At 71.7% G+C, this 25,198-nt stretch carries 29 protein-coding genes and 1 tRNA gene; 16 read left to right on the forward strand and 14 right to left on the reverse strand.

The genetic code is table 11. The features are described from left to right. Positions 1 to 57 precede the first annotated feature (57 nt). Positions 58 to 453, forward strand: coding sequence for a hypothetical protein (locus tag caldi_RS05405; protein ID WP_264844080.1), 396 nt, complete (start codon positions 58 to 60; stop codon positions 451 to 453). A gap of 79 nt (positions 454 to 532) precedes the next feature. Here the strand turns inward: caldi_RS05405 and lexA are convergent, their stop codons facing one another. Next, a complete protein-coding gene (gene lexA / locus caldi_RS05410) occupies positions 533 to 1,165 on the reverse strand; it encodes a transcriptional repressor LexA (RefSeq protein WP_264844081.1) in 633 nt (210 codons plus the stop codon). A 322-nt stretch (positions 1,166 to 1,487) separates the two neighbouring features. On the opposite strand from lexA, the gene caldi_RS05415 reads away from it, so the two are divergent. The 10 genes from caldi_RS05415 to caldi_RS05460 all read left to right on the forward strand — a co-directional run bounded on the left by caldi_RS05415 (position 1,488) and on the right by caldi_RS05460 (position 9,087). Next, positions 1,488 to 1,805 (forward strand): LysM peptidoglycan-binding domain-containing protein, encoded by a 318-nt coding sequence (locus caldi_RS05415; RefSeq protein WP_264844082.1) that lies wholly within the window; start codon positions 1,488 to 1,490, stop codon positions 1,803 to 1,805. Positions 1,806 to 1,834: 29 nt separating this feature from the next. Further along, positions 1,835 to 2,176 carry a hypothetical protein gene (locus tag caldi_RS05420; protein WP_264844083.1) on the forward strand — a complete coding sequence of 114 codons (342 nt, stop codon included), beginning with the start codon at positions 1,835 to 1,837 and terminating at the stop codon, positions 2,174 to 2,176. 194 nt (positions 2,177 to 2,370) lie between these two features. Beyond that, complete coding sequence (locus caldi_RS05425) at positions 2,371 to 3,042, forward strand: redoxin domain-containing protein (protein WP_264844084.1); 672 nt, start codon at positions 2,371 to 2,373, stop codon at positions 3,040 to 3,042. A gap of 23 nt (positions 3,043 to 3,065) precedes the next feature. After that, entirely contained in the window at positions 3,066 to 3,776 is a 711-nt protein-coding gene (locus tag caldi_RS05430; RefSeq protein WP_264844085.1) for a cytochrome c biogenesis protein CcdA, read from the forward strand. A 280-nt stretch (positions 3,777 to 4,056) separates the two neighbouring features. Beyond that, complete coding sequence (resB, locus tag caldi_RS05435; RefSeq protein WP_264844086.1) at positions 4,057 to 5,604, forward strand: cytochrome c biogenesis protein ResB; 1,548 nt, start codon at positions 4,057 to 4,059, stop codon at positions 5,602 to 5,604. After that, on the forward strand, positions 5,585 to 6,835 hold the full coding sequence (gene ccsA, locus caldi_RS05440) for a cytochrome c biogenesis protein CcsA (protein ID WP_264844087.1): 1,251 nt from the start codon (positions 5,585 to 5,587) through the stop codon (positions 6,833 to 6,835). The genes resB and ccsA overlap by 20 nt, the downstream gene beginning before the upstream one ends. Before the next feature lie 147 nt (positions 6,836 to 6,982). Further along, entirely contained in the window at positions 6,983 to 7,441 is a 459-nt protein-coding gene (gene spoVAC, locus caldi_RS05445) for a stage V sporulation protein AC (RefSeq protein WP_264844088.1), read from the forward strand. A gap of 5 nt (positions 7,442 to 7,446) precedes the next feature. Continuing rightward, the gene (spoVAD, locus tag caldi_RS05450; RefSeq protein WP_264844089.1) at positions 7,447 to 8,460 is read left to right on the forward strand and encodes a stage V sporulation protein AD; all 1,014 of its coding nucleotides are present in this window, start codon (positions 7,447 to 7,449) and stop codon (positions 8,458 to 8,460) included. Beyond that, positions 8,457 to 8,807 carry a stage V sporulation protein AE gene (gene spoVAE, locus caldi_RS05455; protein WP_264844090.1) on the forward strand — a complete coding sequence of 117 codons (351 nt, stop codon included), beginning with the start codon at positions 8,457 to 8,459 and terminating at the stop codon, positions 8,805 to 8,807. Before spoVAD ends, spoVAE begins: the two co-directional genes overlap by 4 nt. A 22-nt stretch (positions 8,808 to 8,829) precedes the next feature. Further along, complete coding sequence (locus tag caldi_RS05460) at positions 8,830 to 9,087, forward strand: DUF1657 domain-containing protein (protein WP_264844091.1); 258 nt, start codon at positions 8,830 to 8,832, stop codon at positions 9,085 to 9,087. A 158-nt stretch (positions 9,088 to 9,245) separates the two neighbouring features. Here the strand turns inward: caldi_RS05460 and caldi_RS05465 are convergent, their stop codons facing one another. Both caldi_RS05465 and caldi_RS05470 read right to left on the reverse strand, forming a co-directional pair. Then, positions 9,246 to 10,142: a hypothetical protein gene (locus caldi_RS05465; RefSeq protein WP_264844092.1), complete on the reverse strand. Its 897-nt coding sequence runs from the start codon at positions 10,140 to 10,142 to the stop codon at positions 9,246 to 9,248. Positions 10,143 to 10,202: 60 nt separating this feature from the next. Continuing rightward, positions 10,203 to 10,943 (reverse strand): SGNH/GDSL hydrolase family protein, encoded by a 741-nt coding sequence (locus tag caldi_RS05470; protein ID WP_264844093.1) that lies wholly within the window; start codon positions 10,941 to 10,943, stop codon positions 10,203 to 10,205. A 149-nt stretch (positions 10,944 to 11,092) separates the two neighbouring features. Between caldi_RS05470 and caldi_RS05475 the strand changes: the two genes are divergently transcribed. Next, the gene (locus caldi_RS05475) at positions 11,093 to 12,280 is read left to right on the forward strand and encodes a thiolase family protein (RefSeq protein ID WP_264844094.1); all 1,188 of its coding nucleotides are present in this window, start codon (positions 11,093 to 11,095) and stop codon (positions 12,278 to 12,280) included. Positions 12,281 to 12,388: 108 nt separating this feature from the next. Here the strand turns inward: caldi_RS05475 and caldi_RS05480 are convergent, their stop codons facing one another. The 6 genes from caldi_RS05480 to caldi_RS05505 form a co-directional block, all read right to left on the reverse strand. Continuing rightward, positions 12,389 to 13,540, reverse strand: coding sequence for a class II aldolase/adducin family protein (locus caldi_RS05480; protein WP_264844095.1), 1,152 nt, complete (start codon positions 13,538 to 13,540; stop codon positions 12,389 to 12,391). Between the two features lie 112 nt (positions 13,541 to 13,652). Beyond that, on the reverse strand, positions 13,653 to 14,666 hold the full coding sequence (trpS, locus tag caldi_RS05485; protein ID WP_264844096.1) for a tryptophan--tRNA ligase: 1,014 nt from the start codon (positions 14,664 to 14,666) through the stop codon (positions 13,653 to 13,655). 162 nt (positions 14,667 to 14,828) lie between these two features. Then, positions 14,829 to 14,903 (reverse strand) — tRNA-Cys (locus caldi_RS05490). A gap of 88 nt (positions 14,904 to 14,991) precedes the next feature. Then, positions 14,992 to 15,624 (reverse strand): thioredoxin family protein, encoded by a 633-nt coding sequence (locus caldi_RS05495; RefSeq protein WP_264844097.1) that lies wholly within the window; start codon positions 15,622 to 15,624, stop codon positions 14,992 to 14,994. Between the two features lie 69 nt (positions 15,625 to 15,693). After that, positions 15,694 to 16,314 carry a hypothetical protein gene (locus caldi_RS05500; protein ID WP_264844098.1) on the reverse strand — a complete coding sequence of 207 codons (621 nt, stop codon included), beginning with the start codon at positions 16,312 to 16,314 and terminating at the stop codon, positions 15,694 to 15,696. A 12-nt stretch (positions 16,315 to 16,326) separates the two neighbouring features. Next, complete coding sequence (locus caldi_RS05505) at positions 16,327 to 16,533, reverse strand: hypothetical protein (protein ID WP_264844099.1); 207 nt, start codon at positions 16,531 to 16,533, stop codon at positions 16,327 to 16,329. Positions 16,534 to 16,838: 305 nt separating this feature from the next. Between caldi_RS05505 and modA the strand changes: the two genes are divergently transcribed. From modA to caldi_RS05520, 3 genes are read left to right on the forward strand one after another with little or no spacing between them, the layout of a single operon-like run. Next, positions 16,839 to 17,636 (forward strand): molybdate ABC transporter substrate-binding protein, encoded by a 798-nt coding sequence (gene modA, locus caldi_RS05510; RefSeq protein ID WP_264844100.1) that lies wholly within the window; start codon positions 16,839 to 16,841, stop codon positions 17,634 to 17,636. Beyond that, positions 17,633 to 18,301: a molybdate ABC transporter permease subunit gene (modB, locus tag caldi_RS05515; RefSeq protein ID WP_264844101.1), complete on the forward strand. Its 669-nt coding sequence runs from the start codon at positions 17,633 to 17,635 to the stop codon at positions 18,299 to 18,301. Before modA ends, modB begins: the two co-directional genes overlap by 4 nt. A 4-nt stretch (positions 18,302 to 18,305) precedes the next feature. After that, on the forward strand, positions 18,306 to 19,415 hold the full coding sequence (locus caldi_RS05520; protein WP_264844102.1) for an ABC transporter ATP-binding protein: 1,110 nt from the start codon (positions 18,306 to 18,308) through the stop codon (positions 19,413 to 19,415). 6 nt (positions 19,416 to 19,421) lie between these two features. On the opposite strand, the gene caldi_RS05525 is transcribed toward caldi_RS05520, so the two are convergent. The 3 genes from caldi_RS05525 to caldi_RS05535 form a co-directional block, all read right to left on the reverse strand. Continuing rightward, positions 19,422 to 20,276, reverse strand: a complete 855-nt coding sequence (locus tag caldi_RS05525; RefSeq protein WP_264844103.1) for an anti-sigma factor — start codon at positions 20,274 to 20,276, stop codon at positions 19,422 to 19,424. Continuing rightward, positions 20,248 to 20,832 (reverse strand): RNA polymerase sigma factor, encoded by a 585-nt coding sequence (locus tag caldi_RS05530; protein WP_264844104.1) that lies wholly within the window; start codon positions 20,830 to 20,832, stop codon positions 20,248 to 20,250. Before caldi_RS05530 ends, caldi_RS05525 begins: the two co-directional genes overlap by 29 nt. A 91-nt stretch (positions 20,833 to 20,923) precedes the next feature. Further along, positions 20,924 to 21,391 (reverse strand): copper amine oxidase N-terminal domain-containing protein, encoded by a 468-nt coding sequence (locus caldi_RS05535; RefSeq protein ID WP_264844105.1) that lies wholly within the window; start codon positions 21,389 to 21,391, stop codon positions 20,924 to 20,926. A gap of 426 nt (positions 21,392 to 21,817) precedes the next feature. Here caldi_RS05535 and caldi_RS05540 point away from each other — a divergent pair, with 426 nt between their 5' ends. Continuing rightward, on the forward strand, positions 21,818 to 23,032 hold the full coding sequence (locus tag caldi_RS05540; RefSeq protein ID WP_264844106.1) for a tyrosine-type recombinase/integrase: 1,215 nt from the start codon (positions 21,818 to 21,820) through the stop codon (positions 23,030 to 23,032). A 68-nt stretch (positions 23,033 to 23,100) separates the two neighbouring features. On the opposite strand, the gene caldi_RS05545 is transcribed toward caldi_RS05540, so the two are convergent. Together caldi_RS05545 and caldi_RS05550 are read right to left on the reverse strand one after the other, a co-directional pair. After that, the gene (locus caldi_RS05545) at positions 23,101 to 24,141 is read right to left on the reverse strand and encodes a hypothetical protein (RefSeq protein ID WP_264844107.1); all 1,041 of its coding nucleotides are present in this window, start codon (positions 24,139 to 24,141) and stop codon (positions 23,101 to 23,103) included. 74 nt (positions 24,142 to 24,215) lie between these two features. Beyond that, entirely contained in the window at positions 24,216 to 25,190 is a 975-nt protein-coding gene (locus caldi_RS05550) for an MBL fold metallo-hydrolase (protein ID WP_264844108.1), read from the reverse strand. Positions 25,191 to 25,198 lie beyond the last annotated feature (8 nt).

The following is a 25,198-nucleotide window of genomic DNA, read 5'->3' on the forward strand; positions in this document are numbered from 1 at the left end:
CGCTAGAATAGGACTACTAGACGTACTTGGCGCCGGTACATCCGGGGGGCGATCGCCATGCCGGACCTGGACTTCTTCGACCCCATCGCCTACTTCGAGCAGCGAACCCGGGAACTCGAGGAAGCGTGGACGACCAAGAAGGCGCGGCTCGAGCTCCTGCAGGCCAACCTGGACCGCCTCGAGCGGACCCTGGAACTCCTTGGCGAGCTTTCCGAGGAACACCAGCGGGCGCTCCAGGTCGAGGTCGCGGCGCTGGTCGAAGCACGGGAGAACACCCGGCGGACGATCGAGAACCTCGAGGTCGAGATGCAGCAGCTGCAGGCCAAGCTCACCGCACTGCGTGCGGCCCAGGCGCTCCTGGGCCCCGGCAGGAACGAGCCCGCACCGCCTGCGGCTGCCGATTCGGCGGAGCCGGGGGCCCGCCGGACCCGGAACGCCGGGCGCGGGCGCTGAGCCGGGAACTGCCCGATCCTGAAGAACGACCAGGGGCCAGCCGGAGACGGCTGGCCCTTCGGGTTCTCGCGCCCGGAACTCAGTCGAAGCGGCGGACGAGCCCGACCACCTTGCCGAGGATCGTGCACTCCCGGACGCGTATCGGTTCCAGGTTCGGGTTCTCCGGTTGCAGCCGGATGTGATCCACCTCGCGGAAGAAGCGCTTGACGGTGGCCTCCGGTTCGCCGGGCCCGGGCACCAGGGCCACCACGATATCGCCGTTCTGGGCGGCAAAGGTGCGGCGCACCAGCACGTAGTCGCCGTCCAGGATGCCCGCGCCGATCATCGAGTCGCCCTGCACGCTCAGGAAGAAGACGTTGTACTCTTCGTCCGGCCGCAGGAAGTCGGACGGCACCGGGAAGTAGTCCTCGATGTTCTCCGCCGCCAGGATCGGCTGTCCGGCCGTCACCCGGCCGACCACGGGCACGTTGACGACCCGCTTCACCGCCTTTGGCTCGTCATCCAGAACCTCGATCGCCCGGGGTTTGGTGGGGTCCCGGCGCAGATACCCCTTCTCCTCGAGCCGGGCCAGGTGGCCGTGCACCGTGGAGCTCGAGCTGAGGCCGATGGCCTCCCCGATCTCCCGGACCGAGGGCGGGTAGCCCTTGCGGCGGATCTGGTCCTTGATGAACTGGAGAACCTGGCGCTGCCGTTCGGTGAGGCGCTCCGGCATGTGGTGCCGCCCGGCCCGCCGCGGGGCTACGTCCCCGGCGACCAACCCGGGGCTCTGCGGGTCCGGACCGTTCACTCCTTTCCGTGCGGCTCGGTCCCTCACGGTACGGGGCCCGCGGCCTCTCCGGCCGGGGCTGGATCGCATTCTGGCACCAATTGTACCACAGGCTGGCTCGTCTGCAAACAGGTGTTCGAAATCGGGCGCGGGCACTTGCATCGAACGCCAGTTCGTGCTAGCATGATAGCGAACACCTGTTTCGGCGCACATGCATTCGCCCTGGGGCTACCTCACGGCCGGGAAGGCAAAGGCGGGTGGAGTCGGAGTGCGGCGCTCGCGTTCGAACCGGGAACGCCGGCGGCTATTGCGGCGCCTGGGAGTGGTGGCCGCCGCTGCCCTGATGCTGTGGGCCCTGGTGCCGCGAATCGTGGAGGCCATCGCCGGCGGGGCGCCGCGGCCCCGCATGGAAACCGTGGTCGTCTCGCCGGGAGACACCCTGTGGGGGATCGCGGTCCGCCTGTCCGGTGGTGAACGGGACGTTCGTGACGTGGTCTGGGACATCATGGAGGCCAATCACCTGCCGGACCCGCGCATCGAACCGGGGCAGGTCTTGCTCGTACCGGTTCCGAGCGGCGACCGGTAGGCTGCGCTGACCGTCCAGGGGGGAGCGCAATGCAGGCCGCTCTGGCAATCCGGCAGGATGCGGCGGGGCCGGGCGTCGCCCCGCTGCCGCCGGCGCTCGCCGGGGAGATCGACGAGATGCGGTCTCGCTTCGGGGAAGCCCTGATGCTGGCCCGCAAGGGCGACTACAGCCGGGGCGACGACCTCCGGGCCCTCGCCCGGGCGATCGGACGGCTGCTGGCCCGCGAAGCGCGGCGGCCCCCCGCCGAGCGCGGCCTGCCCATGCGCGAGCTGTCGATCGCGGTCGCCCGCCGCTTCCCGGAACTCTCGGATTGGGCGCTCGACAGCGCCCTGCGAGCCCGTCTGACCCGTTCCGGCACCCCGCGGGCCTGAAGCACCGTCGCCCGTCCGTCACGGGCGGCTTCTCGCGCCATCCGGCCCGCGCCCGAGAGAATTGGTGTCTCGCCGCATTGACACCGGGGCGCCGCAGACATACCATGCTAGTGACTTTTCGTAACGATAATCTTGTGCGTGGGCCGGGTGTGCTATGATAATCCCGACGTCCCGGGCCGGGAGGTGAACCCCCGTTGGCGGCGGCCGACACAGCCGGCATCGTCTGCCCGGAGTGCGCCACGGTCCTGTGGCGCGGCGGGCGTTTCTGCCATCACTGCGGCTGGGACAGCAAGAACGCCGCCGCCGGGGCTGCCGCCGCCCACGGAAACCCGGCCTACGGCCGGCCGGCGTGGAAACGCCGGACCATGGCGGCCATCACCTTCGTGACGCTGGGCCTCGTCCTGGCTCTCCTGCTGCGGCCCGGCGGGGGATCCCGGCGGACGGTGATCCCGGGCGCGCCGGCGCCGGACTTCGCGCTGACCGCTCTGGACGGCTCCACGGTCCGCCTCTCGGACCTCCGGGGCAAGGCGGTGCTCCTGAACTTCTGGGCGAGCTGGTGCCCCCCTTGCCGGGAGGAGATGCCCTACCTGCAGGAGGCGCAGGAGCGCTTCGGGCCGGAAGGGCTGGTGGTCCTGGCGGTCAACCTGGACGAGAGCCCGGTGGCCATCCGGTCGTTCCTGGAGCGGTACGGCATCCGCCTCCCCGTGCTCCTGGACAGGGATCTACACGTGACGGAGCAATACGGGATCATTCCCCTGCCCACGAGCTTCTTCATCGATCGCCAGGGTGTCGTTCGCAGCAAGGTAGAAGGCGCCATGGACCGGAACCGGGTCTTCTCGGAAGTCCGGCGCGTCCTGGCGCCGTAGGCGGACCGGTTGGAGGGGTGCGGTTGGAGACCGCGGCGCCAAGCATACTCTTCGCCTTCGGAGCCGGTGTGCTGTCTTTCCTCTCGCCCTGTGTGGTCCCGGTCTACCCTTCCTACATCTCGTACCTCACCGGGATGTCCCTCGGCGAGATCGAGGCGGGGGGGTCCAAGGCCCGAGCCCAGGTGATGCAGCACGCCATTTTCTTCATGCTCGGCTTCTCCGTGATCTGGGTCGCACTCGGCCTGGTCACCTCGGCCCTCTCCAGCCTGTTCTACTCGGGCCGCGGCGTGCTCCGGCTGGTCGGCGGGGTCATCATGGTCGCGATGGGGCTCGCCCTCCTCGGCGTTCTCCGGATCCCGCTCCTGCAGCGCGAGGCGCGGCTGCAACTCGCGCGGAAGCCGGCAGGCTACATGGGTTCCTTCGTGGTGGGCCTGGCTTTCGCGGCGGGCTGGACGCCGTGCATCGGACCCATTCTGACCGCCGTCCTCGCGCTGGCGGCGTCCCAGCCGGGGACAGGGGTTCCGCTGCTGCTGGCGTACTCCGTCGGGTTCGCCCTGCCCTTCCTGCTGCTCGCCTACGGGCTGGGCTCGGCCCGCTGGCTGGCCCGGTACAGTGGGATGGTCGAGCGGGTGGGAGGCGGCCTCATGATCCTGACCGGCGTCCTGCTGGCGACGGGACGCCTCGAGCGCATCCTGGCGTGGCTCATCGCCGTCACCGGCTTCTCCGGCTTCTGAGCCCGTCCTGCGTTGCAGATCCCGTTTCAAAGGAGCATCTCGCATGCCGACACAGAAGGGTACGGAATCATGACTTCCAGGTGGGGGACGAATGCACGTCAGAGAACTGGCCGCTACGGCTACCGGGCGTTGCCCGGCATGCGGCGCCGTCCTCCCTGGCGCACGCGGCGAAGCGCGCTTCTGCGCCGTCTGCGGCGCGGCGGTAGCCGGAGACGGGAACGCTGAAGCGGCTGCGGACGGCATCCATGCACGCGGCACCGCCCCACGGCCCACGCCGGGGGTGAGCACACCCGGGGGTGCCGGTACCCGGTCGGCGTGGACGGAGTTCCTCGACGCAGCCTGGGACTTCTTCGCCTCGACCCGCGTGGCGACCGTGATCATCTTCCTGATCGCGGTCGCGTCGATCGCCGGCAGCCTGATCGAGCAGGAGGGGCTGTACAACGACTGGCGCCCCCCCGAGCTCTACTACCCGGCGCGCTATGGCCCCTTCTGGGGCAACCTGTTCATGCAGCTCGGGCTGACCCACGCTTACAAGTCCTTCTGGTTCGTGTCGCTCGTCTACCTGGGCGTGATCAGCCTGATCGTCTGCAGCCTGCAGCGGCTCGTGCCGCTGCACCGGGCGCTGCAGCGGCCGCAGGCGGCCAAGCCGGAGTCGTTCGTGCGCCGCCTGCCGGTGGTTGCCGAGCTGCCCTCCGGCGGTGGGCGCCTCGAGGCTCTCGAGAAGCTGCTCCGCCGGCGTGGGTTCCGCGTCTGGACGGGGAAAGGAAGCCTGCACGCGGACCGGGGGCGCCTGTCGCGCTACGGGCCGTACGTGATCCACATCGGCCTCATCATCGCGGCGTTCGCGGCGACGTCGAAGGTCCTGCCGGGATGGGACGTGACTCAGGACCTGTGGGTTGCCGACGGCCAGACCGTGGCCATCCCGGGGACTCGCCTGGCCATCCGCAACGAGAAGTTCACCCTGGAGACGTACCCGTCCGGCATGCCGAAGGAGTACCGGACGGACGCGGTGCTGATCGACTCGGGACAGGAGGTCAAGCGGGCGGCCATCGAGGTGAACCACCCGCTGCGCTACCAGGGGTGGGAGATCTACCAGGCCTCGTGGCGGGAGGAGCCCGGCGTGGCGCTGTTCCGGCTGGTGGACAGGAATACCGGCCGGGTCCTCGATGACCTCGAGATCGACCTGAAGGATCCCGCGCCCGAGTACGCCACCCGCAGCCCCTACCGGGTGGTGGTGCGCGAGTACTACCCGGACTTCACCATCGACCCCCAGACCAAGCAGCCGACGAACAAGAGCCGGGACATCCTCAACCCGGTGTTCCTGCTGAGCTTCACGGACGAACGCGGCGCCGAGGTCGGCCGGCAGGCCGTCGCCGTGCTGATCGCGCCCGGGCAGGAGGTGCCGCTCTTCGCCTCGGGGCCCGTCTACCTCGAGCAGACGGGGCTCCGGACCCGCTGGTACACGGGGCTGAAGGCCCACCGCGACCGGAGTGTGCCGTTCATGTTCGCTGCACTCACGGTCGTGATGATCGGGATGGGGATGACCTTCTTCCTCTTCCACCGCCAGCTCTGGGCGGTGGACACCGGGGCGCGGATCGTCCTCGGCGGGTGGACCTACAAGAACCGGCTGGGGCTTCAGCGCGAGGTCGAGCGGATCGCCGGGGACATGGGCGGAACGGTGATCAAGGGCTACCGGGGACTCGCCAGTCCTGCGGCCGCGCCTGTCTCCCTGCCGGCGTCTGCCGCCCCCGCCCGGGCAGCGGAGGGTCCTGGCGGCGAGGATCTCCGGGTGCGAGGAGGCCAAAGTCATGCAGTCCACCTGGATTAGCCTGAGCTTCTGGCTCCTGGGGATTGCTTTCTTCAGCTACCTGGTCGCCAGCATCGCCTATGCGGCCGGAGTGATCGGGGCGCGCCGCGCCGCCGTGGTTCCCGCCCTGGCCGGCGCCGGGGGACCGGGGGCTGCCGCCGGCACGGCCTGGTACCGCACCGCGCCGGAGCTGGCGTTCCGGCTGCTCACGCTGGGGACGGCGGCGCACGCGCTCGGCATCCTGGCCCGCTGGCAGGGCGCCGGCCACTGGCCCACGTCCAACATGTACGAGTTCGTGGGCTTCATGGCATTCACCAGCATGCTCGCCTTCCAGGTGCTGTACCGGATGTACCGGCTCCCGGCCCTGGGCACCGTGGTGGCGCCCCTGGCGGTGGTGATCCTCGCCTACGCCTACGTGTTCCCCAAGGAGGTCAAGCCGCTCATCCCGGCGCTGCAGAGCTACTGGCTCTGGCTGCACGTGAGCACGGCGGCCCTGGGCGAGGGGTTCTTCGCCGTCGCCTTCGGCGCCGCCCTGCTGTACCTCGTCCGCACCCGTGACCGGGCCGGCAGGTGGGGTGCGGCGGCGCTCGAGGGCGTCCTCTGGGCCATTCTCACCCTGTTCGCCTTCACGGTCCTCGCCTACGGCCTGCGCAACGTCGCGGGGATGCAGTGGGTCTTCTCCCTGGACGGCAAGACGGTGCTCTACCACCTGCCCCCCGTGATCGGCCCGGCCGGGGCGGCGGTGGGGGAGAAGGGGACGCTGCTGGGCCTCCCGCTGCCCCTCGTGGCTGCGCCGGCCGCCCTCAAGGGGAAGAACCTGAACACGCTCCTGTTCTCCGTCCTCGCCGGCACCCTGCTGTACTACGCCCTGCGCGGGCTTCTCCTGCGCGGCCGTCCGCTCGGCGAGGGATTCGCAGGACTGGTCCGGGGGCTGGACGAGGACATCCTGGACGAGGTCAGCTACCGGGCCATCGCCATCGGCTACCCGATCTTCACCCTGGGCGGACTCGTGTTCGCCATGATCTGGGCCAAGGAAGCCTGGGGCCGCTACTGGTTCTGGGACCCCAAGGAGACGTGGGCGTTCATCACTTGGCTCACGTACTCGGGGTACCTGCACCTCCGCATCAACAAGGGGTGGGCCGGGCGACCGTCGGCCTGGGCAGCCGTCCTCGGCTTTGGCGTGGTCCTGTTCACCCTCATCGGGGTGAACCTCCTGATCGTCGGCCTGCACTCTTACGTGGGCGGCGACTGAGCGCGGCGGCTTTCGAACCGCCGGCGCGCGGCTCGCTCGAAAGCCGGGGCGCCGTCGGGAGCGGGCCCGGGGGCTACCCGGGCCTTCTCTCGCGCCGTATACGGGCATTCCGGCCGCCGCAGACTAGCGGCCGGGAGGTGGCGCCCAGTGGCGAAGAAACCCAGGAGCGCCGAACAGGTCCGGTACCACCAGCTCGTGAGCGCCCGGGAGCCCCGTCCCCCCCGCCTTCGCAACGCGCTCATGGCGTTCGGAGTGGGCGGCCTGGTCAGCGTGCTCGGCCAGGCCCTCACCGACTTCTACCGGCTGACCCTCGGACTCGACAAGAAGGCGGCGACGGGCCCCGCCGTGGTGACCCTGATCTTCGTGGCAGCCCTGCTCACGGGCCTCGGCGTGTTCGACCGCCTGGCCAAGTACGCCGGTGCCGGGCTGGCCGTCCCCGTCACCGGCTTCGCGAACTCCATCGCCGCCTCCGCGCTCGAGTTCAAGCGGGAAGGACTGGTCCAGGGCGTCGGCAGCAAGATGTTCATGCTGGCGGGGTCGGTCATCACCTTCGGGGTCGTCACGGCCTTCGTCGTGGCGCTCCTCGCCACGCTCATCCCGGGGTGATACCGGTGGCGGAGAAGCGACTCGGACGCCAGACCGTCGCGTTCCAGAACCCGCCGGTGATCGTCGGGATGGCGGCGGTGGCGGGCCCGAAGGAAGGGGAGGGGCCTCTCGGCGCCGACTTCGACCACGTCTACCGGGACGTGACCCTCGGCCAGGACAGCTTCGAGAAGGCCGAGCGCGAGATGATGAAGAACGCCTGCCTGACCGCCCTGCAGAAGGCGGGGCTCACGCCGGCGGACGTGGATTTCTTCCTCGCCGGCGACCTCCTGAACCAGATCATCACGGCCAGCTTCACCGCACTCGAGATCGGGGCACCCTATCTCGGGGTGTACGGTGCGTGCTCGACGTCGGCCGAAGGGCTGGCGCTGGCGGCCATGCTCATCGACGGCGGGTTCGCCCGCCGGGTGCTGGTCGCCTGTTCGAGCCACAACGCGACGGCCGAGCGCCAGTATCGCTATCCGGTCGAGTACGGTGGGCAGCGCAAGCCGTACAGCCAGTGGACCGTCACGGGGGCCGGGGCAGCGGTGCTGTCGCGGGAGGGCGAGGGCCCGCGGGTCACCCATGCCACGCTCGGGAAGGTGTTCGACCACGGGGTGAAGGACCCGTACAACCAGGGAGCCGCGATGGCGCCGGCAGCGGCGGACACGATCGTCCGCCACCTGCTCGACACCGGGCGGCGGCCGGAGGATTACGACCTCATCGCCACCGGTGACCTCGCGCGCTTCGGGCACCAGCTCGCCCGGGAGTTGGTGGCGCGGGACGCCGGGATCACTCTGGGCGACAACTTCACGGACTGCGGGATCCTCATCTACCGGGAAGATCAGGGCGTCCACTCCGGGGGCAGCGGGTGCGCCTGCTCGGCCGTGGTCACGTTCGGACACTTCGCCCGGGAGATGGAGCGGGGGCGGATCCGGCGCCTCCTCCTGGTGGCGACGGGAGCCCTCCTGTCCACCACCAGCGCCCAGCAGGGCGAGAACATCCCGGCGGTGGCGCACGGCGTGGTGATCGAGGCCAGATGATCTACTTGAAGGCGTTTCTGGTCGGCGGGCTGATCTGCCTCATCGCCCAGCTGATCCTGGACAACACGAAGTACACGAACGGCCACGTGCTGACCGGCCTCACCGTCGCCGGCGGAATTCTCGGGGGCCTGGGGCTCTACGACCGTCTGGTCGACTTCGCCGGCGCGGGGGCCACGGTCCCGATCTCGAGCTTCGGCAACGCCCTGGTCCAGGGGGCTCTCATGGAAGCCCGTGCCCACGGCCTCGTGGGCATCCTGACCGGGATGTTCGAGATGACGTCGAGCGGCATCGCGGCCGCCATCGTGTTCGGCTTCCTGACGGCCCTGGTGTTCAACCCGAAAGGATGATCTCGACGAGGGGGAGGCCGCGTTGACGATCCAGCAGGACCTCCAGAAGGCGATCGCGGGCGCCCTGCAGGCGCAGGGAGCGTACGCCATGTTCGCCGAGTCCACGCAGGATCCGGCCGCCAAGGCGATGTTCACGGAGATGCGCCAGGACATGGAGCGGCACGTGAAGATCCTGGAGTCCCGGCTGCAGTACCTCAACCAGAACAACCCGCTCAACCAGCAGCAGCAGAAGCAGCAGCAGGAGCAGGCCAGGGCCCAGCAGAAGGCCCAGCAGGTGTGAAAGGGGCGCGTCCTTCATGGACGCGCCCCTTGCAGTTCGAACCAGAACACAGCGGGTCTGTGGATAAGTCTGTGGAAACTGTGGACCGTTGTTCGCATCTTCATGACAATCTCTATCGCTGAGGACAACCGTCATGGTCATGGCGTATAGCTCGTCGCTCAGTGCACGGTGTCTCCCCCGGCCCTTCCGTTCCCGCGTGCCGCGCGGAGGGACGCGTGGAGATCGGCGAGGCGCCGTTGAAAGCGCTCCAGTTCACCCTGCTCCACCAGCGGCCTCAGCTCGGCCAGGGCCGCCCGCGCCGCTTCGAGGTGCCCCTGCAGGGCCGGGTCGCCGCCGGCGTCCGCCTCGGCCCGCGCCAGGTCGGCCGCCGCCTGTTCGATGGCCCCGGCCGCGCTCTCGTACAGCCCGAGGTGGTCTTCGACCTGGGGCAGCCGGACCGCGAGGTCCTCGGCCTTGTGGCGGGCGGCGACGGGGTTGCCGGTGGCCAGGTCGGCACGAGCCCGGTCGAGGAACGCCCTCAGGCTCTCGACGTGCCGCCGCGCCGGTACGGCGAAGCCAAGGCGGGCCTCGACCGTCTCGAGCCGGCGACCGAGCGCCTCCACGCGCCCGGCCGCCTCCTCGACGGCCGCCGGCCCGGCCTCCCACTCGGCGCGGAAGGCGGCGAGCTGCGACTCCAGGCGATCCAGAGCTGAGGTCACCTCGCCCAGGCGGCGGCGCACCTCCTGTTCCCTCTCGCGCAAGACGCTCCAGTTGCCGCGGGCGGCGGCCTCCCGGATCGCCTCCATGAGCCCGGCGACGGTCCCATGCGCGCGGGATGCCTCCTCGAAGGCGCGCTCGACCGCGGCAAAGGCGGAGGCCGTGCGCCCGCTGCCCTCCCGGGCGCGGTGGACGGCGTCGAAAAGGTCGACGACGCGTTCCGCCACCCGGCCGTACGCCTCGTTCAGCGAGCGCAGCCGGTCCTCGTGGCGTCTGCGCCGCTCCCGTTCCGCCTGGCGCCAGTTCCACCCCACGCCTAGCGCCACCCCCGCCAGGACCGCCAGCCACACCCAGGTCAACCTGCGTCCCTCCCCGGCCGGTTCCCCTGTCCCGGGAACACCGGGGGACCCGGCCGACGCCTATCCGGTAAGAGGACGCGACGAACCCGGCTCCGGGTTCGGATCAGGCCGGCAGGCGGAGGCCACGCAGCGGTAGATCTCCCGGGCCACCGCCCGGTGGCCGATGCCGTTCGGGTGGATGTCGCCCAGGAGCACCCAGGTCCGGGTGGGCTCCCGGCCGTCGATGGCGGCGCACGCCTCGGCCACGACCAGCCGGTGCGCGCGAGCGAGGTCCGGGTCCCGGATCGTGCGATTGATCGCTTCGATGAACCGCTCGGCCTGCTCCCGCTTGGGGTGCCCGGCCGGGTAGGGGTTGTAGAGCGTGACGGCCACGAGGGTGGCCCCGGGGTTCAGGGCCCGGATCCTCTCGACCGCGGCCCTCCAGTGGGCCGGGAACCGCGCCGCCGCCGCTTCGAGGCAGTCCGGGTTCTCGCGGCAGCGGAGGAGGTCGTTGCCGCCGATGCAGAGGGTGATCACCTCCGCGCCACGGATCTCGTCCCGCAGGCTCTCGCTCTGGTCGAGGGCCCGGAGGAGGCCGGGGCTCGTCATCCGGATGCGGCCGAGGTTCACGTAGCGGACCGGCCTCCCGAGCCGGCGGAGGAGGCGCGCGACGTGGTCGGCGAACCCGAAGCCGTAGAACGCGCCGATGCCGGCGGTCAGGGAGTCACCCAGGGCCACGTACCGGATCGGCGGACCCGGGCGCCGCGACGCCGCCAGCAGCGCGAGCCCGCTGAGCGCCAGGATGAGCCGGGAATCCCGCAACGGGCTTTCCCCCTTTCCCGCCTCCGCTCACCAGTGTATGGCCCGCACCGGCGCATGGCCCGGCGCGCGGCGGAGTCAGGGGCCCGGGACAGGGTCGGCGGGCGGCACCGGCGAAATCCTTTTCATTCCGCGCGAAAGGGGAGTGCAAGGTGACTGGCGTCGTGATCGCAGCCGGCGCCCGCACGGCCTTCGGCACCTTCGGGGGGCGGCTCAGCCGGGTGCCGCTGGTCGAGTTCACCGCGGAGGCCATCAGGGGGGCGCTTCACCGTGCCGGGGTGAGCGGGGACGAGGTCGACGAGGTCGTCATGGGCCAGGTCTACCAGGCGGGCTTCCGCGCCAACCCCGCCCGGCAGGCGGCCCTGCGGGCGGGGGTCGCCATCGGGGCCCCCGCCAGCGTGATCAACCAGCAGTGCTCCTCGGGGTCCCGGGCGGTGCAGATCGGGGCGGACCAGATCCAGCTCGGGCGCGCGGAGATCGTGGTGGCGGGCGGCATGGAGGCGATGAGCCAGGTTCCGTTCCTGCTGCTCGGCCACCGCTGGGGCCACCGCCTCGGCGCGGACACGTTGCAGGACGGGCTTCTGTGGGACGCCCTCCAGGACCCGTTCATCGACCGGCACATGGGCGTGACGGCGGAGATCGTCGCCCGGGAGCGGGGGATCACCCGGGAGGAGGCCGACGCCTTCGCCCTGCGCTCGCAGGAGCGGGCGGCGCGGGCGATCCGGGAGGGCCGGTTCCGGGACGAGATCGTCCCGGTCAAGGTGCCCGGCGAGAAGAAAGGGGAGGAGGTGCTCTTCGAGGAGGACGAGCACCCCAAGCCATGGACCACGGCCGAGGGCCTGGCGAAGCTGCGGCCCGCCTTCGAGGAGGGGGGCATCTGCACGGCCGGGAACTCCTCCGGGATCAACGATGGCGCCGTGGCGCTGGTGCTCATGAGTGAGGAGACGGCCCGCCTGCGCGGCATCCGGCCGCTGGCCCGCCTGGTGGCGTCGGTGAGCGTGGCCGTGGAGCCGCGCGTCATGGGGATCGGGCCCGTGCCGGCGATCCGCAAGCTCCTTCAGGTGACCGGGCTGGGGATCGGCGACGTCGACCTCTTCGAGATCAACGAGGCGTTCGCCGCGCAGGTCCTGGCCTGCACCCGCGAGCTCGAGCTGCCCGAGGACCGGGTGAACGTGAACGGCGGGGCGATCGCGCTCGGCCACCCGGTAGGGGCGACCGGGGCCCGACTCATCCTCACCCTGGCCCACGAACTGCGCAGGCGAGGACTGCGGCGCGGCATCGCCTCCCAGTGCGCCGGCGGCGGCCCGGCCATGGCCACTCTGATCGAGATCCCGGACTGAGCTCCGGGCCCGCAGGCGGACCCGGGCGCGAGGGGAGCCGCCCGGCACCGTGGCCGCCGGCGGCTCCCTCCGTGCGCCTTCCTGCGCCTCCCCTCGGGCAGGGCGGTGTCAGGACATGGGTACCTGCCGCAGGATCCGCCCCTCGATCCGGTTGAAGATGTCCTCCAGGTCGGGCCCCGTGATCGTGAGCCCATGGTTCTTGAGGCCCACGACGGCCCGGGCCGGGTCCGGCGCCTGCCGCACGAGGTCGGCGACCGCCTGCCCCAGCTCGAGGGTGCCGCACGGATAGTTGATCTCCGTGGACCGGACGCCTTCCATCCAGGCGTGGACGTGGACGATCGCGCCGACCTGCGGATGCTCCGTGTAGATGAGCCAGTGCTCGATGGCGTCCACCGAGACCCGCCGCGGCTCGATCCCCGGCGGCACGCTGAGACGGATCGCGTTGTGCTCGGGGTCGTACCCCTTCACGAGGAGGATGTCCTGACCGATCACCCGCAGGTCTGCCTTGTTGACCCCGCTGGCGCTCATCCAAAACGTGTTCCCCTCGTGACGGGCGCTGAGGTTGCCGTAGCTCAGCCCCCCGATCCCGTACAGGCGCTGCACGTGGCGGAAGTCCCGCGCCGGCAGGAGTTCCTGGATGGGGAACGGCGCGGGAAGCAGGTCGAGCGCGTCCAGGCGCTGCCCGGCACGCCGCAGCGCCTCCGTGGTCTCGTTGCCGTTCCAGAGCGCCTCGGGCAGGTCCGGATCGAAGATGTTGTTCACGACCAGGTTCGAGCACGCCAGAGGCAGGAGCCGCTCCCGCACCCGGGCGAAGAAGCCTGCTTCGTCCCCCGGCGTGAACGGGATCGGGTAGGTCCCCCGCTCGAGCGTCACGAAGTGGAGCTCGAACGAGTCGCCGCCATTCACCAGGTACAGGAGGAGGTTCGACAGGGAGCGGATCAGGATCGGGTACCCGGCCCGGAGAATGTCTTCAGGACGCTCCTGCACCTCCGTGAGGGACACGACGAACGTGGCCTGGGCCTTGCGGCGGAAGGGGCGGGGGCGTGCGGGATCGACGACGTTCAGGACCAGGCGGAGGTCCCCCTGCGGGACGGCCACGTACCGGTGGCCGGCCTCCTCGAGGGACGCCTTGAGCCCCTCGACGAGCCAGCGCAGGCGGCTGCTGCCGGGCTCCCCGGCGATTCCGAAGGTGACGGCCGTACCCGGACGGGAGGCGGGCCCCACGCCCCGAGCCCGCAGTGCCTCCTGAAATGCGCTCACGCGAGTCCCCCCTCGTTGGCAGTGATGCGCTACACCTGGTTAGCTTCTCCGGGTGGCTGCCCACCCCCTGCCGCAACCTGCCATTGCGCATCCTGTCCGGCCGGGAGCCGGGCTATACCCGACCCACCCGTCCGGTGACGCTCCGCGGGTCGAGGAGGCCCATGCGCTGCCGGATTTCCATCAGCTTGGGCCCGGCCACTGCCTGCGCCCGGGCCGCGCCTTCGGCCAGCACGTCCTCCAGCGTGCCGGAGTTCATGAGCTCATGGTACCGGCGCTGGATGGGCTCGAGGGCGGCGACGACCACGTCCGCCAGGTCGGACTTGAACTGGCCGTAACCCTTGCCGGCGTACCGCTCCTCGAGGGCGGGAATCGGCTCGCCGGACAGCAGCGAGTAGATCTGGAGGAGGTTGGAGATCCCCGGCTTCTCCTCCTCGTCGTAGCGGACCTCCCGCCCCGCGTCCGTCACCGCCCGGCCGATCTTCTTGCGGACCGCGTCGGGCGGGTCGAGCAGGGTGATGTAGCCGTTCGGGTCGGGGTCGCTCTTGCTCATCTTCCTGCGCGGGTTCTGCAGCGACATGATCCGCGCCCCGACCTGGGCGATGGCCGGCTCCGGCACGGTGAACGTGGGGCCGTAACGCTGGTTGAACCGCTGGGCGAGGTCCCGGGTCAGCTCCAGGTGCTGCTTCTGGTCCTCGCCAACGGGCACGAGGTCCGCGTCGTAGAGGAGGATGTCCGCGGCCATGAGCGTCGGGTAGGTGAAAAGGCCCACCGAGACGCTCTCCTTGCCCTCGGACTTCTCCTTGAACTGGGTCATGCGCCCGAGCTCCCCGAAGTGGGCGATGCACTGGAGGAGCCAGCCGAGCTCCGCGTGCGCCGGCACGTGCGACTGGACGAACAGGGTCGTCCGGGCGGGGTCGAGGCCCACCGCGATGAACAGGGCGGCGACGGCGAGGGTGTTCCGCCGCAGCTCCTCCGGGTCCTGCGGCACGGTGAGCGCGTGCAGGTCCACGACGCAGTAGAAGCACTCCGCCCGGTCCTGCAGCTCGACGAAGTGGCGCATCGCCCCGAGGTAGTTGCCGAGAGTCAGGCTGCCGCTCGGCTGGACACCCGAGAAGACACGTGGCATGGTTGGCCTCCTGCTGCGCGTTCTTGGCGACCATTGTCGCGCGAAACGGCACGAAATGCACGCGTTTCCGCCCGGAGGCACGCGCCGGGGGGAGCGGCGCGCCGGGCGCGAAACGGCGCCGGAGGGCCGACCTCTGTCGGATCGCCCTCCGGCGCCACGGCGTGGAGGTCCGGGGCGGATTCGAACCGCCGAATAAGGGTTTTGCAGACCCTTGCCTTACCGCTTGGCTACCGGACCGCGGCGTTCACTTCCTTGCGGCCACCTCATTGTACCACCTGCCGGCCGGGCGGCGCAACCGCACGAAAACGGCGGACAGGCCGCCCGGCTATTCCGCGCCGGCTGCAGCGGCCTGGACGAGCCGCTGCACCAGCACGAGCTCCGGCAGCGGCCCGGCGAAGCCCGTGCGGCCGCCGACCACGAAGTACGGCACCGTGCCCACCCGGAAGCGGTCGAGGTAGGACGGCATCGCGCCGGCGTCCACGACGGCAGCCTTGAGCCCGCCAGCCGCCATGGCGAGCCGGTGGGCCAGGGCGGCGGCGTGGGCGCAGCGCGGACAGTCGGGCGCCACGAGGACCTCCAGGAGCAGCGGGCGCCGGAGCCGTGCGAGTTCCCCGGCGGCAAGCGGCGACACCGGCCGCCGCCCGCGGGAGAGGTCCACGACGTCCTGCACGAGGACGTCGACCTCGAGACCCTGCGGGACGGTGCGGAACCACACCCCCCGGTCGGCCCCGGCGGCGTCCGCCAGCGCCAGGGCCAGGGTGCCGTCGGCGCCGTCCGGGCCGTTCGTCTCGAGCCACGAGACGTGGATGAGGGGCGACAGGCGGGCGAGGTCCGCGGCGAGGTCCCAGGCCGCCCCGGGATCGGGCCCCCGCACGCCGACCCGGAGGTGGACGTCCACCACCATGTCCGCCAGCTGCCGCGCCGCCCGCTCGATCTGGGCGCGTGTCAGGTAGGCCATCGGGGAGATCGTATACCCCTGGCCGTACCCCTGTCAACCGGCCGCCGGCCCTGTGGCCCCCGCCGGCCCTCAACGTACGATCGCCACGCAGTGCCAGCGCACCGACCGCGGGCAGGGCGGCCGCACGGCGGCGCGGGCCGTCTGCGGGCCTGTCCGGTGGGTCTGGGAGAACGAGGTCGGCTGGGTGAAGAGCACGGCAGGGCGTCGGCTCCCGGCCGCCGTCGGGGCGGTTTCCCCGGGGTGAGCGGGCGGCCGTGCCTCGGACCCCGCCTCGGCGGGTGTGGGCTCGCTGGGGCGTGGCTCTCCGGGCTCCGGCTGGGACGCGGCCCGGGCGGTGGTCATCACCGCGCTCCCGGCCGCCGCCGTCACACGGCTCGCCGAGGCGATCCCGACAACGTCGCGGGCGTTCACGTAGGTGACGGGACCGGCCCCGGCCAGGACCAGGGTGTCGCCCGCCGCAGCCGCCAGGACGCCCTGCAGGGTCAGGCCGCCGGCGAGGGCGATCTGCACGGGCTGGCCGACCATGCGATCCAGGACGTGTGCCAGGCCGGTGTCCGGGCGATCCTCACCCCCGGCCAGCACGGGGAGGGGGAGGTGGCGCGCGCGGACGGGGCCGGCGAGGGCGGGAGGGGCGGCCCTCACCCGGGGGGGGTCGGGAGCCGGGCGGGTGACCCGGGTCGAGAGCAGCACGGGGGTCACCTCCTACGCGCGGCCCCGGTCGTCGAGGCGCCGCACCGCCCGGATGTCGGCCACGTTGATCCAGACGACCTGCCCGTCGGCGGTGCACAGGACGAGGAGATCGTCCGTCAGCGCCGCGACCCGTCCCACCTGGCTCGACTGGTCGAAGAAGACCTGGACGCGGTCGCCGGTGAGGTGGTCGAGGAGCGACCGGATGTTGAGCACGGCCATCAGTGACTCACCTTACCTGCGCCGGATGGTGGACCCCCTCGTCACATACACTATGTAAACCAACCGGCGACGTGCTCCCGCCCCCTGGCTCCCGGATCGCCGCGCGGCCGGGGTGCGGCGCCACAGGGCCGCCCGCAGGGCCCAGTATACGGCGGGCCGGTCCCGGATGTGCCGGGGTCGTGCCAGGACACGACGCGGACGGCGTCGAACAAACTGGACGACCGCCGGCACGCCCGAAGCCGGCCCCACCGGCCACCGCCGGGAGCCTCCGGGCCGGACGGGTGGAGGAACGAAGGGAGCAGGACATGCAGTCACGACACCGGTTCGCCGTGGCGCTCGTCTTCATGGCGCTCCTCGTGCAGGCCGGGTGCCTGCGGGCCGCGGGCGACCGCCGGGAGCCCGCGGGCCGCCCCCTGACCGTCGCAGCGGCGGCGAACCTCCAGCAGGCGTTCACCGAGATCGCGGCGGGTTTCGAGGCATCCACCGGGGAGAAGGTGGTCCTGACCTTCGGCGCGAGCGGGCAGCTGGCCCGGCAGATCGAGAACGGGGCGCCCGTCGACGTCTTCGCCTCGGCCGACGTGGGGTACGTGGACGCCCTCCTGGCCCGGGGGCTGATGATCCCCGACACCCGGGTCCTCTACGCGCGCGGCCGGATCGTGCTCGTCGCGAACCGGGCCGCCGCGGTCGAGGTCCGTGACCTGGCCGCGCTTGCGGATCCCCGCATCCGGAAGGTCGCCATCGCCAACCCGGCTCATGCCCCGTATGGCGCGGCGGCGAGGGAGGCGCTCACGCGGGCCGGGATCTGGGAGAAGGTGGAACCCAAGCTCGTGTTCGGGGAGAACATCCGCCAGACGCTCCAGTTCGTCCAGACCGGCAACGCCGAGGCGGGCATCGTCTCGCGGTCCGAGGCCGGGGTGCCGGAGGTCGTCGCGTCCCCGATCGACGACCGCCTGTACTCGCCCCTCAACCAGGCGGCCGCGGTGGTGAAGGGCACCCCCAGGGAGGGGGCCGCCCGCCGGTTCCTGCAGTTCGTCGTCGGCCCGGAGGGGCAGGCCGTTCTCGAGAAATACGGGTACGCACGCCCGGAAGAGGGGGCACGATGAGAGGCGTCGACTGGTTTCCGCTCTACCTTTCCCTCAAGGTGGCCGCCCTGGCGACCCTGGCTGCGCTGGCGGTCGGGGTGCCGCTGGCCTGGCTCCTGGCCAGGCGCCGGCTTCCCGGCGCCGACCTGCTGGCCGCCCTGGTCACCCTGCCGATGGTCCTCCCGCCCACGGTGCTGGGCTACTACCTGCTCCTGGTGATCGGCCGCCAGAGCCCGCTCGGCCGGCTGCTGGAGGGGCGCTGGGGCATCACCCTGGTCTTCACGTGGCAGGCGGCTGTCCTCGCGGCGACCGTCGTGGCCGTTCCCCTGGTCGCCAGGTCGGCCCAGGCGGCCTTCGAGGCGATCGACCCCCGGCTCGAGGCGGCGGCCCGGACCCTCGGCCGCTCGGAGGCGTCGGTCTTCCTCACGGTCACGATGCCCCTCGCCTGGCGCGGCATCGTCGCCGGGGCGGTGCTCGCGTTTGCCCGCGCCATGGGGGAATTCGGAGCGACCCTCATGGTGGCGGGGAACATCCCCGGGCAGACCCAGACCCTCTCCGTGGCGATCTACGACGCGGTGCAGGCCGGGAACCAGCCGCTGGCGGCCGCCCTGGTAGTGGTGATCAGCGTGGTGACGGTCGCCATCCTGGCGGTCGTGGGGCGCTTCGCCCGGCTCACGGGGTGGTGAGCCCGTGCTCGCGTGCCGGATTGCGAAGGACCTCGGCAGCTTTCGCCTGCACGTGAACCTCGAGGTCAAGGACCACGTCGTGGCGCTCTTCGGGCCCTCGGGCTCGGGCAAGAGCATGACGCTCCAGTGCATCGCCGGTCTGGTCACGCCCGACGCCGGTCGCATCGAGATCGGGGGCCGCGTGGTGTTCGATTCCGGGACCGGCGTCAACCTGCCGCCGGAGCGCCGGAACGTCGGGTACGTGTTCCAGAACTACGCCCTGTTCCCCCACATGACGGTGGCCGGGAACGTCGCCTACGGCCTGCACCGCCTGCCCCGGCAGGAGCGGGAGGCGCGGGTCCGGCAGGTGCTGCGCGCCGTCCGCCTGGAAGGGCTCGAGCGCCGGCGGCCGCACGAGCTTTCCGGCGGCCAGCAGCAGCGGGTCGCCCTGGCCCGGGCGCTGGTGACACGGCCGGCGGCACTTCTCCTGGACGAGCCCTTCGCCGCGCTCGACAGCATCATCCGCAGCCGGCTCCATCGCGAGCTCCTCGAACTCCTGCAGGAACTCCCCATCCCGACGCTCCTGGTCACCCACAACCTCGAGGAGGCGTACGCGCTGAGCCGGGAGATCGCCGTCTACGAGGGCGGACGGGTGCTCCAGTTCGGGCCGCGCGACGAGGTGTACTACCGGCCGGCCTCAAAACCCGTCGCCCGCTTCGTCGGGGTGAAGAACTTCCTGCCCGGCCGGGTGGAGGAGGTCACGGAGCGGTACACCCGCGTGGCCGGTCCCGGCGGCCTGACGCTCTGGGGCCCGCCGGGGCCCTTCGCACCGGCACAGCGGGTGGAGTGCTGCATCCGCCCGGAGCACGTGATGCTGGTCCGCAAGGAGCAGGCCGGCGAGCCGCCCAGGCCGGGCGAGACGCGGATTCCGGGCGCCATCGTGCAGGAGGTCGTGTACGGGGGTCACGTGAACCTGCTCTTCGAGCCGTGCGCGCGGGCCGCGGGGGTGCGGCTCCCCAATCTCCACATCACGCTCCCCACGTACATGTACGACCGGCTGGCCGTCGGGACGGTGAAGCAGTGGACCGTCGCGCTGAAGGCGGAATTCGTCCACGTCCTTCCTGACACGGCGTGAGAACCGTCACGGCCTGAGCTGGCCGGACCGGGCGAGGTCCAGCCGTCCGTAGAGCACCCGGGGGCCGCGCGGCGCCGTGCCGTAGGGGTCCGGCTCCCGGGACACGCCGAGGCTGTCGACCGGCACGTCGTCGGGGACCCAGATGGCGAGGCTTCCGCTGCCAGAGGCGTCGACGATGAAGACGCCGCCGCTTCGCCGCTCCTGGCCGTGGATGAGCCAGAGCTGGTAGGCCTCGCCCGGCTCCAGGCGGGGCAGGCCCCGGGCGACGAGCCGGATCCACCGCCCGCGGCGGCCGGGGTCGAGGTACGTCGCCACCTCGGCCACCGCCCCCGGCGCCGCCGGGGTCGCGGCCAGCACGACCTCGACCTCCCCGAGCGGCCCCGTGGCGGCAGCGGAAGGGGAAGCGGCCGCCTCCAGGAGCGCCAGCCGCCGGCTCAGCCGGTTCACCTGCCAGAGCGCCCCGCCGAGGCTCAGGACCCACACGGCGGCCGCCAGGGCGATCCACGGCCGCCATCCCCGGAGCCGGACCCACCCCGGCAGCCGGAGCCACCCCCGCAGCCCGGCCGGCGTTCCCGGGCTGCCCGGCCTCCCTGCGCCGGGCAGGCCGGCACCGACCGGGGGCCGGCCGCCGGCGTCCGCAGCGGCCAGGGCGAGGATGCGCTGCCGGAGGTGGGGGGGTGGCGCCTGTTCGGCCGCGGCGTACGGGAGCAGGGACACGACGGCCAGCGCCTCCTCGTACCGGAGCCTGCAGGCCGGGCAGGTCGCCAGGTGGCTGCGCACCGTTTCCTCCTCGTCCCGGGGGAGAGCTCGCAAGGCCAGCGCGGCGATGCTTTCAGTGAAGGAACATTCGCGTTCGCTCATCATCGTCGGCCCCCTTCGGACCGGGCGCGAGGAGGGCGGCCCGGAGCGCCTCCAGACCCAGTCGCAGACGGCTCTTGACGGTGCCGAGCGGGATCCTGAGCTCGGCGGCGATCTCGCGGTGCGTGCGTGCGCCGAAGTAGGCCATCTCCAGCGCCTGGCGCTGCTCCGGCGGCAGCCGGCCGAGCGCCTCCTGGACCTGCAGGCTCAGCACCGAGCGCAGGGCAGCCTCCTCGGGCGCGGCGGGGAACCCGGCCCGGCCGTCCGGCGAGGACAGGGCCGTCTCGCGCCGGCGCGCCCGCAGCGCATCCACGGTCAAGTTGTACGCGATGTGGAGGATCCAGGTGCCGGCCTCGCCCCGCTGGGGATCGTAGCGCGCCGCCTGCCGCCAGACCCGCAGGAAGACCTCCTGGGTGACGTCCTCTGCGGACTGGGCGTCCCCGAGCATCCGGAGGGCGAGCGAGTAGACCGGGCGGGCGTAACGGTCGTACAGGTCGCCGAGGGCGCTCCGATCGCCGGCGGCCAGCCGGGTGACGAGCGCCGCGTCCGTTTCGCTCATCTCACTGTCCTCCAGGGGCGTACAGCCCGGCGGCCCCAGGGCTTCCCCAGGGGCCGCCGGGCCATGCCGGGCGTAGGTGGCCGCCGGGCGGTCAGTGGCCCTCGACGGTGACCTTGACGGTCTTGGTGGCTTCGTCGAAGGCGTAGTGGTAACCGAAGTTGTCGGCCAGGAACTTCAGCGGGACCTGCGCCCGATCCTTCACGATGTGGACGGGACCGGACAGGGGGCTGGACCCGCCACCGGAGAGGATGTTCACCTCGGCACTGCCCACGGTCAGGATGAAGTGCTGCCCGGCCGGGCCGAACACGTGTACCTGCCTCTTTTCGCCGTCCCAGTCGACCTTGCCTCCCCAGGCTTCCACGACGGCCCGGACCGGGACCCAGACCTGGTTGTCCTTGAACACGTGGACGGGAACCTCGAGGGTGACGTCCTTCTCGGCGATCCGAACCTGGGTCGAGCCTACCACGAACGTGCCGCTCGCATCGTGGGCGAAGGCCGTCAGGGCCGTGCCCAGGGTGAGGAAGGCGGCCAGCCCCAGCGCAACACCGAACCTGCGCACTGCACGCTGTACCCCCAATCGGCGGATGGATGATGTTCACCTGGACATACGGGGCACGACGGGGGATGGATCACATGGGGGATGAAAAAGTTCGGTGGGGGGCAGCGTCCGCCCCGCGGCGCGACCCCAGGCTTACTTGTCCGGAGCCTTTGTACGCATCCCGCTGCGCGCCCCGGTCGCTCGCATGGTGCGGAGTTTCCTCGCACCGGGGCACGCGTGTTACAAGGGCGGTGGCCGCGCGGGGCCGAGTGCTGCCCGCCAGGGTGAGCCCAGAACTGCTGTGGAGGAAGGAGAATGGCCGCTTCAAATCCATCGCATAATGTATCTTATGCGATGTTGTGGCGGCAGGCAGGTTGCCGCCGCCGGGCAGCGAACTTCCCCTGGGGACACACTTCCAGGGCCACCCCGCGTACGGAGGTCGAACGGATGGCGAACCGCGACGACCGAGTGTCCGATCCGCAGGACCGCGGCACGCCGCACGGCGGGACGCCGCGCCGGCGCCGGGGCTCAGCGCCCGGCGGAGTGCGGTCTGAGACCGCGACGGCCGGCCAGGTGCAGACCGCGGGCACGACGGCCGGCGGCGCACGGCCCACAGGCTCGGCGTCCGGTAGCGGGGCCGGCGGTCCTGACGCCGGCGAGGGCGAACCGGCGAAGCCGCCCCTGCCGCCGGAACTCGACCAGAACCTCGAGCGCTTCCGGGCGGCGGTGACGGGGTCCAACCGGGCCGCACGGACGGCCGAGGCCTACTACCGGGACGTGCGGATCTTCTTCGAGTGGCTGGTGGCCTCGGGCACGGGCGTGCAGCGGGTCTCCGAGATCCGGCCCATCCATATTCTGGATTACCGCGTCGCCATGGTGAAGGACAATTTGAAATTGAGTACGAGAACGCGGCGCGAGTCGGCCCTCCGCCTCTTCTTCAAGCTGATGGTCGAGATCGGCCTCATCCGTGCCCAGGACAACCCGATGGTCGAGCGAAGCGCCTTCCAGCCGCGCGCCCGGGGCGGCCAGCGGGCCCTGCCCGTCTTCCTCAGCGAGGGACAGGCGCGGGAGTTCGTCCGGACCATCCTCGAGCGGGAAGACGCCCAGGGCGGCCGGCAGAGCTGGATGAAGGCGCGGGACGCCGCCCTCTTCACCCTCCTCCTGACCATGGGCCTGCGCGTCTCGGAACTGTGCTCGCTGCGGCTGCGGCATGCGGAGGAGATGCTGCGGCTGGGCTTCTGCACCATCCGGGGCAAGGGCGACAAGGAACGGGTGGTGCCCGTGCCGCCCACGGCCGCCCAGCGGCTTCAGACCTACCTGCGCCAGCGGCCGGCGGTGTTCCCTGCCGGACACCCGCTGGAAGGCCAGCGGGTGTCCGACGCGCTTTTCCTGTCGAAGGACCTGACGCCGATCGGCCCCCGGGGGGTCCAGTTCCTCATCAAGACCTACGCGAAGCGGGCCGGCTTCTCGGCCGACCTGGTCCGGTCGCTCACCCCGCACAAGCTGCGCCACACGTTCGCCACGCTGCTGCTGGAGGGCGGGGCGAACCTGCGGGCGATCCAGGATCTCCTCGGCCATGCCCACATCTCGACCACGCAGATCTACACCCACGTCCGGCGCGAGAACCTGCGGGAGACCATCCGCAGGCTGCCGCAGATCTAGCCGGCCGGTCCCCTCCGGCCCCACCGACCCGGGGCGACCCGCCGGGTCCGGTCGGGGTCATGCCCGGTTCACGCGGGAAACGCGGAACGGTCTCCGGCCGCCACGGCGGCCTGCGCGCTCTCCCGGGACGGCGCCATGGGCCGGCGGGTGCGGAGGTTGAGGCTGTACCCGGGTACCAGGAGGTGCAGGCGCAGGCTGCACACCGGCGGGAGATCGCCCGGCGGCGGCTGGTCGCGGGTGGGGAGCACCTCGTCGCAGGTCGTGGAGGTCTCACGGCCGTCCGCGAAGGTGACGGCGCCGTCGCCGAGGACCTGGGCCTCGTTCCCCCGCACGACCAGCACCGCGCCGGGGTCCAGCTCCATCCCGAGGTGCTGGGGCGAGAGGTGCGTGCCGAGGGCGTGGAGAAGGCCCGCGGGACTCGGCTGCCTCCCCGGGGGGGCATGGACCACCACCCCGGGCAGGAGGGACAGCCCGGGGACGGCCGACGTGCCGCCGCCCGCCCCCGGAATCACCAGGCGCTCCGCCAGCAGCAGGTGGGCCGGGCGCGTCGCCACGAGCACGTGGCCACGGCCCAGGGCTTCCCCGAGGGCGCGGTGCACGGCCGTGCCCATCAGCGTGTCGAGCGCCCCGGCGATCTCTCCGGCCTCGAGCACGACGACCTCCGCCTCGGCGAGGCGTGCGGCCAGGGCGCTGTCTTCCGCCGCGGCGCGGCCGGGCAGGTTGACCGTGTGGACCTCCGGAATGCCGTACTTGCGAAAGGCCCGGACCGCAGGGGATCCGGCCTGGGACCCGTGCGATCCGGCCGGCGCCTCCGGGGATTTCTCCGCGAGCTCCCCCGCGCGGAGCACGATCACCCGGAAGTCCCGACCCCCCACCCGGTGGATGGCGGCAATCACCGCGTCGTGGGGAACCTCTTCGGAGCCGCAGAGGATCACCGTACCCGACCGGAGGTAGGGTTCGCCCGCGGCTGCGTCGGCGGCCGCCGCGTCCCGGGACCTGCGGGCGTGGCCGGTCAGGCGGCGCCAGAGACCGCGTGGCAGGACGATGGAACGGATGAGGTTCGATGACAGCTCGTGCGTGATGTCGCTGAGTCGCTCGAGGTTCAGCATTCCGGTCCCCCCTGTTCCCCCGCCCGGGCGGGGAAAGCCCCGTGCCGGGGGTCGCCGGGACAGGCCCCGGGCGGTCAACCCGGATGCGCTGCTGCGGCAGCGGCGCCGGCCCCGGCGCCCGGCACGCCGGCGACCCGCTGCCACCGGCGCCGGGAGCCCGCATAGGCCGGGGCCACGGCTCCCTGCCGGGCAAGTTCGCTCAGGTGCGCCCGCAGGGCCGCGTGGTCCAGGTAGTAGGACACGTCGCTGTCGTAGGTCTTACCCAGTCTTGCCGCCAGGCGGTCCTGGAGGTCGTCTTCGCTCAAGGGTCCGTCTACCAGGATGTCCAGGATCAGGGATCCAATACGGCGGACGTGCCCTCGGTCCGCCTCAACCGCCACGCGAAGCGGGTCGCCGTCCCCGCCCGGGTCCGCGCCTCGATCGAGGTGTGGCCCGTGGCCCGGGACGATCAGCCCCTCGGGCCGGGCGAGAAGGCGTTCCAGGCTGGCCAGGAAGGCATCCACCCGGACCAGGAACAGCACCGGGTGCCGCTCGAGGACCTCGGGCAAGAACACCCCGTCCCCGGCGAACAGGACCCCGTCGACGGCGATTCCCACCTGGGCCGGTGAATGGCCGGGCAGCGGTACGATCTCCAGCGACCGCCCCGCCACCTCGAACAGGCCTTCTCGGGGCAGGGCCATCGCGGGACAGGGCGCGGGAGGACGGAGGAACTTGACCGAGAGTCCGGGAGGCGGGCTTGCCCCGTAGATGGCCATCGGGGCGAGGTCGGGGTGCTCGAGGATCACGTGCTCGGGCGCCGGGGCGTAGACGGCGGGGCCATGGCGGCGGTGCAGCTCGGCGGCGCCGCCGATGTGGTCCGCATGGCAGTGCGTCGCCACCACGGCGGCCAGGCGGTACCCTTGCTCCAGAAACGGGCGGAGGGCTTTCCGGGGGGCGCCGGCGTCCAGCCCGGCGTCGATGAGGATGATCTCCCCGGACTCGCCCAGCACCACCCCGAAATTGACCCCGCCTTGCCAGTAAAAGATACCCGGTTTGAGTTCCGTGAGCAAGGACGTTC

Origin of the sequence: Caldinitratiruptor microaerophilus, from assembly GCF_025999835.1 — a bacterium.
GTDB classification, from domain to species: domain Bacteria; phylum Bacillota; class Sulfobacillia; order Symbiobacteriales; family ZC4RG38; genus Caldinitratiruptor; species Caldinitratiruptor microaerophilus.

Bases quoted from the DNA above. Each gene is read 5' to 3' on its own strand.
- lexA (WP_264844081.1), bottom strand. From the start codon at position 1,165: ATGCCGGAGCGCCTCACCGAACGGCAGCGCCAGGTTCTCCAGTTCATC.
- caldi_RS05405 (WP_264844080.1), top strand. From the start codon at position 58: ATGCCGGACCTGGACTTCTTCGACCCCATCGCCTACTTCGAGCAGCGA.
- caldi_RS05525 (WP_264844103.1), bottom strand. From the start codon at position 20,276: ATGAGCGAACGCGAATGTTCCTTCACTGAAAGCATCGCCGCGCTGGCC.
- ccsA (WP_264844087.1), top strand. From the start codon at position 5,585: ATGCAGTCCACCTGGATTAGCCTGAGCTTCTGGCTCCTGGGGATTGCT.
- caldi_RS05420 (WP_264844083.1), top strand. From the start codon at position 1,835: ATGCAGGCCGCTCTGGCAATCCGGCAGGATGCGGCGGGGCCGGGCGTC.
- modA (WP_264844100.1), top strand. From the start codon at position 16,839: ATGCAGTCACGACACCGGTTCGCCGTGGCGCTCGTCTTCATGGCGCTC.
- caldi_RS05540 (WP_264844106.1), top strand. From the start codon at position 21,818: ATGGCGAACCGCGACGACCGAGTGTCCGATCCGCAGGACCGCGGCACG.
- caldi_RS05545 (WP_264844107.1), bottom strand. From the start codon at position 24,141: ATGCTGAACCTCGAGCGACTCAGCGACATCACGCACGAGCTGTCATCG.
- modB (WP_264844101.1), top strand. From the start codon at position 17,633: ATGAGAGGCGTCGACTGGTTTCCGCTCTACCTTTCCCTCAAGGTGGCC.
- caldi_RS05530 (WP_264844104.1), bottom strand. From the start codon at position 20,832: ATGAGCGAAACGGACGCGGCGCTCGTCACCCGGCTGGCCGCCGGCGAT.
- caldi_RS05505 (WP_264844099.1), bottom strand. From the start codon at position 16,533: ATGGCCGTGCTCAACATCCGGTCGCTCCTCGACCACCTCACCGGCGAC.
- spoVAE (WP_264844090.1), top strand. From the start codon at position 8,457: ATGATCTACTTGAAGGCGTTTCTGGTCGGCGGGCTGATCTGCCTCATC.
- caldi_RS05495 (WP_264844097.1), bottom strand. From the start codon at position 15,624: ATGGCCTACCTGACACGCGCCCAGATCGAGCGGGCGGCGCGGCAGCTG.
- trpS (WP_264844096.1), bottom strand. From the start codon at position 14,666: ATGCCACGTGTCTTCTCGGGTGTCCAGCCGAGCGGCAGCCTGACTCTC.